Genomic DNA, 13138 nt, shown 5'->3' with positions numbered 1-13138 from the left:
CGACAACCCCACGGTGGCGCCACACAATCGGACCATGTCCAACGCCTCGCCCTCGCTGCCCGAAGGCCTCACCACCCGCCCGCTCACCACCGCCGACTCGCGGATGGTCTACGACCTGATGGCCGCCCAGGAGCGCGAGGACACCGGCATGGTGCAGGTCGAGGAGGCCGACCTCGTCAGCGACTGGGCCAAGCCCAGCCACGACGTGACCGCCTCGTCCGTCGGGGTCTTCGACAATGAACTCCTCGTCGGCTACGCCGAGCTGATGTACGCCGACCGAGCCGACGCGGCCGTGCTGCCGTCCCACCGAGGACGCGGGATCGGCACGTGGCTCGCCGACTGGCTGCGCGCCCTCGGTCGTTCACGGGGCAGCTCGGTCATCGGCATGCCCGTACCCGAGGGTTCGCCCGGCGACCGGCTGCTCGCGGCGCTCGGCTACCACGTCCGCTGGACGAGCTGGGTCCTCCAGCTGCCGCAGGGCACGACGATCCCGGCGCGCGACCTGCCCGCGGGCTACGCCATCCGCGAGGCCGTCGAAGCCGACTCCAAGCCCGCGCACGACGTCCTCGAGGACGCCTTCCTCGAGTGGTCGGTGCGCGAGCGGGAGTCCTACGAAGACTTCGCTGCCGCCACGTTCGGGCGCCCGGGCTACGAGCCGTGGAACCTCCGCGTGGCCACCGATGCCGCCGGGGAGGTCGTCGGGGTGTCCCTCGTCTTCATCTCCTCCGAGTCGCCGATCGCCTACATCTCGCGCCTCGCCGTACGCCCCGACCGGCGCAACAAGGGCATCGCCCAGGCCCTCCTCGTCGAGTCCTTCGACGTCGCCCGGGAGCACGGCGCGACGGTCTCCGAGCTCAACACCGACTCCCGGACCGGTGCGCTCGGGCTCTACCAGAAGGTCGGCATGGAGACGACGGCCTTGTGGGTCAACCGCGCCGTCGACCTCTGAGGGTCGGCCCAGCTGGCCGCCTCCTACCCGGGACCCGGGATATCCAGGCCACTCAGCGCGCCGTCTCGCGCAGCGTCGAGCCGCGGGCACCGCGCACGGTGAGGGCGGCCGAGATGTAGGCCGCGACGCCCAGGACGACCACGGCGATGAGGGCGAGCGCGATGAGGCGCAGCGGGGAGATCGTGGCCACCAGGTCGGGGGTCGAGCTCGCGTCGAGGGTGCCGAGGGTGATCGTCCGCAGGACGACGTACTGCGCGAGCGAGCCGGCCAGGATGCCGGCCACGGCGGCACCGCCAAGGACGACGATGAACTCCCGCGCGACGGCCGACATCACCGAGCCCCGGGCCACCCCGACCACACGCAGGGCGGCGGCGTCGCGCCGGCGAGCAGGCAGCTGGACGGCTGTCGAGACGAAGAGCCCGGCCAGCGCCATGAGCAGGACCAGCGCGGCGACGACGGCGTAGAGCCGGAGCGCCAGGGCGTAGGCACTCTGGTCGAGCATCCGCTGCTGTGCCGCGAGGGTCGTCTCCACGGTCAACCCCGCCTCGGTCAGCGCGGTCGACATCGACTCAGGCGCCCCGTCCTTCATCAGCACCCGGGTGTCGAAGAGGTTGTCGTAGACCACCCGGTCCGACACGAACGAGGAGTAGTCGACCAGCAGACCAGCCGGGCCCACGAACGGCATGCCCTCGACGGTCGAGACGGGGTCGACCGGGATCGCCCCGGACGTGTTCTGGTCATCGAGGTCGTCCACAGCCCGATCAGGGACGTCGGCGCCGCGCGCGGCAGGTCGTTGAAGCGGGATGCCGCCGGCGGTCAGCCGGGCCATCGCCAGCCCGACCGACCGGTCGAGGGTCAGGTCGATGGTGTCGCCGGAGCTGTCGATGGTCGAGATGGAGGAACGGGCGCCGCTGTCGGCCGACGGCACCCACGCCGCCCGGTCGATCGCAGCCTCCACGACATCACCGTCCACCGCGATCGCCAGCACGCGCGCCGCGCCGCCCATCTCCATCGTCGTCCCCGCCCCACCGCCGAGGGTGAGTCCCTCGAGCGGACAGCCGGTCAGGCAGGACGCGGGCAGCCGGACGCTTCGCGTGCTCTCACCCGCTGGGAAGGGTCCGAGGTAGCCGCGCTCGGGAATGCCGCCGAGGCTGCCGAACCGGGCCTCGATGCTGAGGTCCTTGGACGTCTGCGCCTGGTTGTCCACGGTGATGTTCAGTCGCCGGCCGACGAGCTGGGGTACGGCGCCCGGCAGCGAGATGTCGTCCGCGACCTGCTCGACGGTGCGCCCGGGGCTCCAGGTCTTTGGCCAGGTCGCGACGGTAGGCAGGCGGGCGGCATCGACCACGGCGAAGCTTGCGCCGGGGTTGAGCACCGACGCCGCCGCCATGAGGTACTCGCCCTCGGGGTCGAGGCGGTGGGTCAGGTCGCGGGTCTCGCGCATCGACAACGATGAGGTCCACGTGGTCGCGGCCGGGGAGACCGTGGCGGCCACGCTGGTGCGCCACGTCGCGGCCGAGTCGTAGACGCCCACCCCGAAGACCGCCACCGCGACGGCGGCGGTGATCGGGAGGATCACCAGCGTGCCCTCCTGCCGTCGCGAGATCGCGCGCGCGGCCACGAACCCGCTCAGTGACTTCGTCATACCTCGGCGCCGGGTCCACCACGTCGCCGCCGCTGCGGTCAGTCGCGTCGCCGCGAGTCCTGCCACGACCGCCAGAAGCACCGGCAGCACCATGTCGGTGAGGTCGGGATCGCTCTGGCCGGAGGACGACAGCTTCGAGACGAGTACGGCGAGGGCCAGCGCCACCAGCATCAGCTGGGCGACGACCGCCCACCGCCGCGACTGCTGCGGTCGGCGTACCCCCGAGAGCTGGGACGCGAGCGTGTCCCGCACGACCATCCCGACCGCCACGCAGGCGACGGCGATGGCGGCGACCAGCACCAGGGCTGCGGCCACCCAGCTCTGCCACGGCATCGGAAGGGGCAGGCCCGGCACGAGCCACTGCTTCGTCAGCACGGCCGCGAGGCCCACACCGAAGCCGATGCCGAGCGGGACCGCGGCGGCCAGCACGACCAGCGGCTCCGCCAGGCCCAGCAACCAGAGACGGCCCGAGGAGACGCCGCGCAGCGAGGCGAGAGCGAGCTCGGGCACCCGGATCTCGCTCGCCGCCGTGAGCAGCCGCATCAGCAGGGCGAGGGCCACCAGCACCAACGACAGCACCGCGGGCGCGATCGACTTCCGCGCGGTCGACTGCTGGGTACGGACCTCGGCGTCGAGGGTCTTGAGGTTGTTGATGATCGGCTCGACCCCGGCCAGCTTCCCGCCCTCGACGTCGTCGGTCCTCTTCAGGGTCTGGGCGGTGGCGACGGCCTGGGCCAGGTCGGCGGGGGTCGCGTCGGCCGGCACGTCGAGCGGGGTGTCCACCCGCACGGTCCACGCCTCGGGGCCCAGCGTCTGCATCGTCTCGGTCGTGGTGAGCAACGGTGCCGGTTTGTAGGGCTGGTAGCCGCCGTTGATGGTCGACTGCTCGTTGGTCGCGCGCAGCTCGAGGGGGTACTGCCACACGTCGTCCTCGATCGGGGTGGCATAGGACCCGACCACGACGACCTCGGCCAACGGCGAGCGTGGGTAGCGGCCCTGGATCTCTGCCGGCTCGAAGATGTTCGTCTCGAGCGGCCGACCGACCTTGGCGCCGGTCTTGACGACGTCGCCGGCCAGCATCAGCACCTCGCCCGGCGCCGACGGACAGCGGCCCTCGATGACCAGGCCGGCGCAGACGTCGTCCCGGGACCAGAACGTCACGGCACCGCGCAGCGCGCTGTACTGCTCGGACTGGAGGGTGGCGCTCCCGCTCCCCCACGGGCCCCGGTTGAGCGCGTCGGAGGCGGCCGTCGCGCGCTCGACGGCGACGTCGGGCTCGGTCGGTGCGTCGGGGATGAACACCCTCGCCAGCCCGGTCGAGGCGGCGGGGGCCTCCTGCAGCCGCGTCACGACGTAGGAGTTGGTGACGGCCTCGGAGAAGATGGGTCCGAGGACGGCCGAGCCCAGCGCGAGCGCTGCCAGCACGACCGAACCGAAGCTGAGCAGGGCGCGCGAGCGCACCCCGCGGACGATGGCGCCGAGCAGGGAGGTCATCAGCCCTCCTCCTCGCGCAGCATCGAGGGCCGGGTGGCGTCGGGGCGTACGGCGCGAGCCCGCCCACCGATGACGAGCATGGAGATCGCAGCGAGCACCGCCGGCAGGACCACGGTCATCCACGTTGCCTCGTTGTCGACCGGCAGCGAAGCCGGCCGGACGGTCACCAGCGGCAGCCCGTCCAGCAGGAGCTCCACCGCCAGCAGTCCGCCGGCCGCGACGGCGAGCAGCACGACCACGGCCAGCGCCATCAGCTCGACGCGGCCGGCCCGACGAGCCGCCCTCAGGCCGACTCCGAGCAACCGGAGGGAGGCGACGTCGTGGCGATAGCTGCGCAGGTGGCGGGCAACCCCGGCCGCGAGGGCGATCAGGGCGATGAGCGCGCAGAAGGAGGCCATCAGTGCGTACGCACGCGCTTGGTCCACCCCGGTCGCGGCGCCGAGCGTTCGGCGGACGTCCTCGAGGGACCGGGCCTCGGTCCCGGTGGCGCGGATCAGGTCGGCGACCATCGAGTCGGGAGTGTCGGCCGCGAGCACGATCGAGGTCTCCGCGTTGGGCACGGTCGCACCGGAGCCGACCATGCTGGTCGGCAGGTCGGAGAGCTGGCCGACGGTGCCGAGCAACGGCAGCGCGTCCAGCCGCGTCACCTCGCCCAGCACCCGGTCGTCACCGGAGACGTCGAGGGGCGTCGTGGGCTCCGCGCCGGCGACGAGCACCGGCGTCGGCCTCGCTGCCGCGTCGAGCGTGAGGGGCAGGTCGGAGTTGGGAAGGGGCTCGACCTCGAGGCCGTCGAACCGGTTGGCGAGGGCTCGTCGGTCGAGGTCGAGCGAGCCGGGGGCGAAGCGGTTCTCCTGGGCCTGCTCGATGGCACCGGGCTCGGGCCGCCATCCCGCCGTCGCCAGGTCGCGGTCACCGACGCTGATGCTGGTGAGGAGCACGCGGTAGGGACTGGGGTCGAAGCCGAAGACGTTGCCCCCGTCGTCGGTCAGGATGCGGGTGACCGACATCCCGGTGATCTGGCAACCGCCCTTGCAGCCACGCAGCGGGACAGACGCGCTGGTCGCGTCCCCCCGGTCAGCCAGCCGCAGCTCGACCTCGGCCGATGAGCCGTCGTCGGCGGCGGTGACGTAGTCCAGCCGGACGGTGAGACCGATGGTGAATCGTTCCTGCGACTCGAGCAGGCGCCCCGAGACGGACAGGCGGCCGGCCGTGGTGGCCATGTCGGGGTTGACGGTGGCCAGGCCCGGCACGGCTCCCGCAGCCGCCTCGACCGGGGTGCCGGCGTAGAAGTCGCCTGCCACCGACTCGAAGCGTGCCGCGTCGACATAGGCCCGGCGCTCCCCCAGCCGCTGCTCGTTCGGCACGACGGCGATCGCCATCAGGTGCTCGCCCTCCGGGTCCAGGACGCGGGTCAGGGCCATGGCTTGTACGGCGCCGTTCTCGACCGGCACCGCCATGGCGCCCCCGGCCGCGATCCTCGCCTCGCCGTCAATCCACTCGGTCACCGAGGACGCGCCCGACAGCGCGATCACTCCCACGACGGCCGCCGCCACCAGCAGGCGCATCGGCGTGACGAGGTCGTCCGCGCGCGAGAGTCGACGCGTGGCCATGAAGCCCGACAGCCCCGACCTGGCCGACGCCCCTGTCGCCCCCCGGGCCAGCACGCGGAGCACCCAGGCGGCGACCTGGCCGAGGGCGAGACCGACGAGCGCGGGGCCGATGAGCACCAGGGCGTCCGGCTGCCCGTCGACGCCCGCCTTGCTGGCGTACGCCGCCACCACCGCACCCACGATGACGAGCACGCTCGCGAAGACCACGAGCGTCGTCGCCCGCCGCGGCCGCGTCCGCATCGCCACCTGGGTCGACAAGGGCTCGCCGACCGTCGCCCAGCTCGAGAGGAGGACGATCGCCAGGCTGCCCGCGGCCGTGCCCAGCGCGACGTAGACAGCCGTCGCTCCGAGCTCGTGGGTGCCGGCGTCGAGCCAGGCGCCACCGGTGGTCCGGGCGACCAGCCAGCCGAGGCCGAGCCCGAGGGCAGTCCCGACCAGGATCGTGGCGAGGGGTTCGAGGAGGAGCACCGAGCCCAGGCGCAGGCCGCGGATCCCCCGCAGGCGCGCGAGCCCGATCTCGGCGCGGCGTGCGGCCGCCAGCTCACGACCGATGCTCGGGATCGCGACGGCCCCGACCAGCAGGAGGGGCGACAGGAGCCAGGTCGACGTCTTCGCGGCCTCCGCGAAGCCGAGCACGCCCACCGCCCCGCCCACCACGACCGTGGTCATGGCGAGGAGGGTGAGCAGCGCGCCGCGGCGACTCCAGGCGCCCCGGAGGCTTCGAGTCATCCCTGGACCAAGGTGCTCTGGACCAGCCTGCCCTCGTCGAGGGCGAAGTGGAGGTCGCACGCCTCGACCACCGAGGGGTCGTGGGTCGCGACGACGACGACGGAGCCCCGGGCGGCTTCCGCGCGGAGCTCGGCCAGCACCACGCCGCGGTTGCCCTCGTCGAGCTCGGAGGTGGGTTCGTCGGCGAGCAGGATGCCGGCGCCGACGACGAAGCCACGGGCGCACGCGACGCGCTGCATCTGGCCCCCCGAGAGCTCCTCGACCTGTCGGTCGCCGAGGTCGGCGATGCCGAACCGGCCGAGCGCGGCCTCAGCCTCCTCGTCGGCTGCACCGGGGTCGATGCCGCGGGCGCGGAGCGCGATCGAGACGTTCTCGCGGGCGGAGAGGATCGGCACCAGGCCGTAGACCTGCAGCACGAAGGCCACGTCGGGACGTGGGTCGCCGCTGCCCTCCCACATCGACGCGTCGGCGTACGACGTGGTGCCCTGGGTCGGCTCGAGGAGACCGCCCGCGACCGAGAGGAGGGTCGTCTTGCCCGACCCGCTGGGTCCTGACAGCGCAGTGACCTTGCCGGCGGGGAAGGTCAGCGACACGCTGTCGAGCAGGGTGCGAGCGGCGACATACGTGATGTCGCTCAGGATCAGGTCACTCACAGTCCTCTTCGCTCGCTCGCTCGCTCGCTCGTTCCTCGCTCGGCTCGGTCGGTCACAGCAGGTTCGCACCTTCTCCGCTCGAACGGGTGATGACGAGGCGGCCCTGGTCGTCGTCCTCGAACTTCACCAGGGTGCCGGGAGGCCACTCGGCGGCGACGTGACCCGGCAGGTGGAGGACACCGTCCTCGCCGACCACGGCGTATTCCGAGCCGTCGCGACCCTCGGCACCGACGCGGCCGCCCTTCATGGTGACGGTGCGCGGGAAGGTGGCCGCCACCTCGGGCTGGTGGGTCACTACGACGATGGTGGTCCCGAAGTCGTCGCCGAGGGAGTGGATGAGGTGCAGGACGTGGTCGCGGTCCTCGTGGCTGAGCTGGCTGGTCGGCTCGTCGGCCAGCAGCAACCTGGGCGCGGTGGCGACCGAGCAGGCGAGGGCGAGCCGCTGGCGCTGACCGCCCGACATGGTTGAGACGACCTGGTCGGCCTGGTCCTCGAGTCCCACCCGGGAGAGCAGCTCGGCGTCGAGCATGGCGCCGCGGCGTTCGGAGGCGCTGAGGGCGAGCCGGGCGAAGGAGATGTTCTGCCGCGCGGTGGCGTACGGCAACAGGTTGCGGGTGGCACCTTGCAGCATGGTGGACACCGACCGCGACCGGATCCGAGCGAGGTAGCGCTCACCCATCCGGGAGATCTCCTCGTCGCCGAGGAAGATGCGGCCGGCGCTCGGCTTCTGGATGCCACCGAGGAGGGTCAACAGGGTCGACTTCCCGGATCCGGAGGGACCGAGGAAGGCCACGCGTTCACCGGGAGCGATGGCGAGGTCGACGCCGCGCAGCGCCACCACGTCGTGGCCGCCGAAGGTGCGGTAGAGGTGCACCACGCCCTCGCAGCGGACGCCCAGTCCACCCTCGCCGGCAGGTGCGTCAACGCGCTGTGACGGCGTCGTCGTGTCCTGCATCTCCACCCCCTTGTCCCGGAGTCCCGACAAGATACCTGGGCCGAGGCAGGAGGGTACTAAGGTGTGGGCATGCCGATCCACGTCGCCCTGGTGAACGATGACGAGATCATCGTGCGCGGTCTCGACGCCATGCTGCGTAACTACAGCGACCGTGTCCAGATCGTCGAGCTCAGCGCTTCCAAGCCCGTCGCGTCGAGCGTCGACATCGCGCTCTACGACACGTTCGGCATGGGACAGACCAACGGCCCCAGCGTGGCCCGGCTCCTCGCCAACCCGCGCGTGTCCAAGGTCGTGGTCTACACCTCGAACTTCCAGCCCTGGCTGGCGCGCGAGACGATGGCCCTGGGTGTCCACGGCTATCTCTCCAAGAGCCTCTCGGCGGCCCAGCTGGTCGAGGCCCTCCAGATGGTGCACGCCGGCCAGAAGGTCCTCTCGCCGTCCCCCGGTCGCCGTGGCCAGGTCGGTGGCGACTGGCCCGGTCGCGAGGAAGGCCTGACGGCCCGCGAGGCCGAAGTCCTCTCGTTGATCACGATGGGGCTGAGCAACCTCGAGATCGCCGAGCGCACGTCGCTGTCGGTCAACTCGATCAAGTCCTACATCCGGTCCTGTTACCGCAAGATCGACGTCGACAGCCGCTCCAAGGCAGTGCTGTGGGGCGTGGCTCACGGCCTGCGCCCCGATCGCGTCCGCATCCAGGGCTCGCCCGCCCAGGACGCCGCGGACGCAGCCGCCCGGCGCCCGCACCTCACTGCGTGAGGCCGCCCGTCCCTCGACGAATCATCGGTGCGTCGCCCGTCGCCGTACCATCCTTCGGTGACTGACGAGCCCGGCATCGACCCCGAGGACCTGGCAGCCACCCTCCGGGTGCTCGAGCAGCTCCACCACCTGCCCGGCGACCACCCCGACCACGTGCGGGTCAAGCGGGCCGCGTCGCACATGTACAAGTCGATCAAGGCCGAGCGGAAGCTGCTCAAGCGCGCCGAGGAGCTCGCCCACGACCGGGCGGTCACCGAGCTGACGGGCACGGGGTCCCCGGTCCGCATCGACGACGAGACGTCGGGCATCCCGCTCGTGTCCACGGCACCCGGCGCCTTCGCCGGCGAGCTCATCAACCCGCGCGGCTGCTACATCTGCAAGAACGACTACACGCTGGTCGACGCGTTCTACCACTGGCTGTGCCCCACCTGCGCGACCTTCAGCCATGCCAAGCGCGACCAGCGCACCGACCTCACCGCCAAGCGCGCGTTGCTCACCGGCGGGCGAGCGAAAATCGGCATGTACATCGCGCTGCGCCTCCTGCGCGACGGCGCCCACACCACCATCACGACGCGCTTCCCCAAGGACGCGGTGCGCCGCTTCTCCGGCCTCGAGGACAGTGGCGACTGGCTGCACCGCCTCAAGATCGTCGGCATCGACCTGCGCGACCCGACCCAGGTGATCTCGCTGGCCGACGACGTCGCGGCGGCCGGACCGCTCGACATCCTGATCAACAACGCGTGCCAGACCGTACGCCGCACGCCGGGCTCCTACGCCCCGCTGGTCGACGGCGAGGCCATCGACCTCCCCACCGACCGCGAGCTGCCGGAGATGGTCACCTTCGACCGCATCTCCGAAGCGCACCCGGCGGCCATCGCCGGCGCCCTGGCCGACACGGCTGTCGCGCACCACGAGGGAGAGTCGGCCGCAGCCGCGCTGGCGGCCCACAACGCCGCATCGATGACCGCGCTCGCTCTCTCCGCCGGCCACGCGTCGCTGGAGGCGCACCTCGCCGGAACTGCCGTCGACGCAGGCGGCCTCCTGCCCGACGTCCAGACGAACAACTCCTGGACGCAGACCGTGGGGGAGGTCAACCCGCTCGAGCTCCTCGAGGTGCAGCTCTGCAACTCCATCGCGCCCTTCCTGCTGGTCTCGCGCCTCCGGCCCGCCCTGGCAGCGGCCGCGTCCTCCGCACGATCGGGCCGGGCGTACGTCGTCAACGTCTCGGCGATGGAGGGTCAGTTCTCGCGACGCTACAAGGGCGCCGGGCACCCCCACACCAACATGGCCAAGGCCGCGCTCAACATGCTGACCCGGACGTCGTCGGGCGAGATGTTCGAGACCGACAAGATCCTGATGACGGCCGTCGACACCGGGTGGATCACCGACGAGCGCCCGCACCACGAGAAGCTCCGCATCGCCGCCGAGGGCTGGCACGCCCCGCTCGACCTGGTCGACGGCGCCGCCCGGGTCTACGACCCGGTGGTGCTCGGCGAGGCCGGCGAGGACCTCTACGGCTGCTTCGTGAAGGACTTCAAGCCCTCACCCTGGTGAGATGGCGCGTCGGCCGGCTCCGCGTCGTACCCACCGAAGAGCTGATCGAACCCGCCGGCGTCCAGCTGCTCCCGTCGCACCAGTCCCGTGGCATCGGGGCCCAGCTCGTGGAGACTCTCGACTGAGGCCGCACTGACTCCGGGATCGGTGTCACCTGGTGACACCGAAGCCACACCTAGCCGCGGTCGCGGGCGATGTTGACGAGCCGGCTGATGCCGAACTTGTCGACGAGCATCCCGAACTCGTCGCCCCACGGCGCGGGCTCGAGGGGCTGCGTGACCTGGCCACCGTTCGGCGAGACCGGCGAAGTGTGCGCGCAGCCACTGGGCGTCCTCGGAGCCACCGGACAGGCTGACGGAGATGTTGTTCCCCATCGTCACCGACATCATCTCCGCCGGCGCGTCCGCGACCATCAGTGTGTAGCCGTCCGGGGTCTCCAGCTGACCGTGCATGACCTGGGCCGCGAACCGGCCCTCGGTGCCCATGTCGCCGAAGGTCATGATGGTGAGGTCGCCACCGAAGACGGACTGGTAGAACTCGAGCGCGTCGCGTGCCTTGGCGTCGAGCACGTTGAGGTACGGGTTGAGCCTGCTGGTCATGAGACCGCCATGGCGAAGTCGATGACGTGGTCACCGACCAATCTAGGAGCCGGTGCCGGGCTGGTCGAGAGGGTCGACCGGGCTGTCAGCGGAGTCCGCCGGTGCGGACGGTTCGACCGGTTGCTCCGGGGGCTCGATCTCGTCGACGGGCCAGACGGGTGCTTCGTCCGCCGGACGCTGCTCCGCGAGCTTGCTGACGCCGGTGAGGACGGTCTCGCGCACCTTGTCGACCTGAGCGGCGTACCTGCCTTCGGTGCGCTCGTCGATCGTCGTGCCCACCTTGTCCAGCAGGCGCTCCACCTCGTCGCCGCGCTCGGCGGCCAGGGCGGCGATTTTGTCGCGGGCCGTGGTGAAGGCGGACTCGACCTGGAGGACGAGGTCGTTGACGTGCCGGTCGATGTCGAGCTCGTCGATGGTCTGCTTGAGCTTGTCGCCGATGTTCTTGGGCTCGGTCATCACGTCACCGCGCAATCAGGTTGAGGACGACGGTCAGGATGACCGACGCCGCGATCGAGACGAGGATCATGATGAGGCAGCCGGGGCCTCCACCGAGGGGTCGGATCTGCACAGGACTCATGCCTCGACCCTCGCACGGATCGGTCAGCCCCGGGCTCCCCCCAAGGGACCAACCGTCGTCCAGCAGTCGGGGAGCCTCAGCCAGCGTGCCCACGCAGGAGGTCGGCGAAGTCGCCCACCGGTGCCAGCTCGTTGCCCGAGGTACGGCGACGGGTGCTCGGGTCCGGCGCGAACCCGGCGACGTGGTCGTTGCCGCTGACCACGACGGCGTTGGCGAGCTCGGCGGCCGCCCGGCGGATGCGGTCCTCGAGACCAGTGCCCCCGAAGTCCTCGGTGGCGGCGAAGACCCCGGTGGGGAGCACCACGGCTCGCAGGTGGCTGAACAACGGGCGCATGGCGTGGTCGAGCACCAGCGAGTGGCGGGCCGAGCCCGCGGTCGCGGCGATCAGGACCGGCATGGCGTTGAGCGCGTCCTGGTCGAGCGCGTCGAGGAACATCTTGAACAAGCCGCTGAAGCTCGCGCTGAAGACCGGCGTGACGGCCACGACGCCGTCCGCCGCGGACACCTGTTCGCGGACCCCCGCAAGGCGCGGTGTCGCCACCCCGCCGCTCGTCATGAAGGAGGCGAGGTCCTGGGCCAGCTCGCGCACCTCGACGTACTCGAAGCGGACGGCCTCGCCACGCCCCCGCACGGCCGCCTGCACGGCGTCGGCGATCTGGTCACCGAGCATCCGGGTGGACGACGGCACCGTCAGGCCGGCAGTGAGGACGACGATGGTGCGGGTCATGACTGGACTCCTTCTGCCGCCAGCGTCCTGGCCGGCTCGACGAGGTGGTGCGGGGAATCGGGGCCGGCGGCCACGAGGGACGAGTGGTTGGGCGGGTCGCTCGGGACGTGCGCAGGACGGCGGCGGTCGAACTCCGCCCGGAGGACAGGCACGACCTCGCGGCCGAGGATCTCGACCTGCTCCAGCACGACGGCGAGCGGCAGGCCGGCGTGATCCACGAGGAAGAGCTGACGCTGGTAGTCACCGGCGTAGTCGGCGAACCCCAGCGTGCGTTCGATGACCTGCTCGGGAGTGCCGACGGTCAGGGGGGTGGCCCGGCTGAAGTCCTCGAGCGAGGGCCCGTGCCCGTAGACCGGCGCGTTGTCGAAGTAGGGCCGGAACTGCTTCTTGGCCTCCGCCTCGCTCGTGCCCATGAATACCTGGCCGCCGAGCCCCACGATGGCCTGGTCGGCGGCGCCGTGGCCGTAGTGCTCGAAGCGCTGACGATAGAGGCGCACCATCTGCTCGGTGTGCTCCTTGTTCCAGAAGATGTGGTTGTGGAAGAACCCGTCGCCGTAGTAGGCGGCCTGCTCGGCGATCTCGGGGCTGCGGATCGAGCCGTGCCAGACGAAGGGCGGCGTGCCGTCCAGCGGCGCGGGGGTGCTCGTGTAGCCCTGGAGCGGCGTGCGGAACTGCCCCTGCCAGTTGACGACCGGCTCGCGCCACAGCTTGCGCAGCAGGTGGTAGTTCTCGACGGCGAGCTTGATGCCGTCGCGGATGTCCTTGCCGAACCACGGGTAGACCGGCCCGGTGTTGCCGCGGCCCATCATCAGGTCGACGCGGCCACCGGAGATGTGCTGGAGGAACGCGTAGTCCTCGGCGATCTTGACCGGGTCGTTGGTGGTGATCAG

At 71.4% G+C, this 13138-nt stretch carries 11 protein-coding genes; 3 read left to right on the top strand and 8 right to left on the bottom strand.

What is annotated here, in order from left to right:
• Window positions 1-34: 34 nt before the first annotated feature.
• On the top strand, window positions 35-949 hold the full coding sequence (locus JWN68_RS11705) for a GNAT family N-acetyltransferase (protein ID WP_297738889.1): 915 nt from the start codon (window positions 35-37) through the stop codon (window positions 947-949).
• Window positions 950-1001: 52 nt separating this feature from the next.
• On the opposite strand, the gene JWN68_RS11700 is transcribed toward JWN68_RS11705, so the two are convergent.
• The 4 genes from JWN68_RS11700 to JWN68_RS11685 are packed head-to-tail and all read right to left on the bottom strand — an operon-like array spanning window position 1002 to window position 8035.
• A complete protein-coding gene (locus JWN68_RS11700; RefSeq protein WP_297738887.1) occupies window positions 1002-4088 on the bottom strand; it encodes an FtsX-like permease family protein in 3087 nt (1028 codons plus the stop codon).
• Window positions 4088-6427 (bottom strand): hypothetical protein, encoded by a 2340-nt coding sequence (locus tag JWN68_RS11695; RefSeq protein WP_297738885.1) that lies wholly within the window; start codon window positions 6425-6427, stop codon window positions 4088-4090. Before JWN68_RS11695 ends, JWN68_RS11700 begins: the two co-directional genes overlap by 1 nt.
• Complete coding sequence (locus JWN68_RS11690) at window positions 6424-7080, bottom strand: ABC transporter ATP-binding protein (protein ID WP_297738884.1); 657 nt, start codon at window positions 7078-7080, stop codon at window positions 6424-6426. The genes JWN68_RS11695 and JWN68_RS11690 overlap by 4 nt, the downstream gene beginning before the upstream one ends.
• Before the next feature lie 52 nt (window positions 7081-7132).
• On the bottom strand, window positions 7133-8035 hold the full coding sequence (locus JWN68_RS11685) for an ABC transporter ATP-binding protein (protein WP_297738882.1): 903 nt from the start codon (window positions 8033-8035) through the stop codon (window positions 7133-7135).
• A gap of 69 nt (window positions 8036-8104) precedes the next feature.
• On the opposite strand from JWN68_RS11685, the gene JWN68_RS11680 reads away from it, so the two are divergent.
• Complete coding sequence (locus JWN68_RS11680; RefSeq protein WP_297738880.1) at window positions 8105-8791, top strand: response regulator transcription factor; 687 nt, start codon at window positions 8105-8107, stop codon at window positions 8789-8791.
• 57 nt (window positions 8792-8848) lie between these two features.
• Window positions 8849-10345 (top strand): SDR family NAD(P)-dependent oxidoreductase, encoded by a 1497-nt coding sequence (locus JWN68_RS11675; RefSeq protein ID WP_297738878.1) that lies wholly within the window; start codon window positions 8849-8851, stop codon window positions 10343-10345.
• On the opposite strand, the gene JWN68_RS11670 is transcribed toward JWN68_RS11675, so the two are convergent.
• From JWN68_RS11670 to JWN68_RS11655, 4 genes are all read right to left on the bottom strand, one after another.
• Window positions 10303-10944, bottom strand: coding sequence for a hypothetical protein (locus JWN68_RS11670; RefSeq protein WP_297738876.1), 642 nt, complete (start codon window positions 10942-10944; stop codon window positions 10303-10305). The genes JWN68_RS11675 and JWN68_RS11670 overlap by 43 nt on opposite strands.
• A gap of 42 nt (window positions 10945-10986) precedes the next feature.
• Window positions 10987-11400: an antitoxin gene (locus JWN68_RS11665; RefSeq protein ID WP_297738875.1), complete on the bottom strand. Its 414-nt coding sequence runs from the start codon at window positions 11398-11400 to the stop codon at window positions 10987-10989.
• Between the two features lie 197 nt (window positions 11401-11597).
• Window positions 11598-12248 carry a CE1759 family FMN reductase gene (locus JWN68_RS11660; RefSeq protein ID WP_297738873.1) on the bottom strand — a complete coding sequence of 217 codons (651 nt, stop codon included), beginning with the start codon at window positions 12246-12248 and terminating at the stop codon, window positions 11598-11600.
• The coding region (locus JWN68_RS11655; RefSeq protein WP_297738871.1) for a CE1758 family FMN-dependent luciferase-like monooxygenase at window positions 12245-13138 on the bottom strand (894 nt) is incomplete at its 5' end. The genes JWN68_RS11660 and JWN68_RS11655, both read right to left, overlap by 4 nt.

The sequence above is a fragment of the Nocardioides sp. genome (assembly GCF_025964975.1).
Classification (GTDB): Bacteria; Actinomycetota; Actinomycetes; order Propionibacteriales; family Nocardioidaceae; genus Nocardioides.
This window is presented reverse-complemented; position numbering and strand designations above follow the sequence as displayed.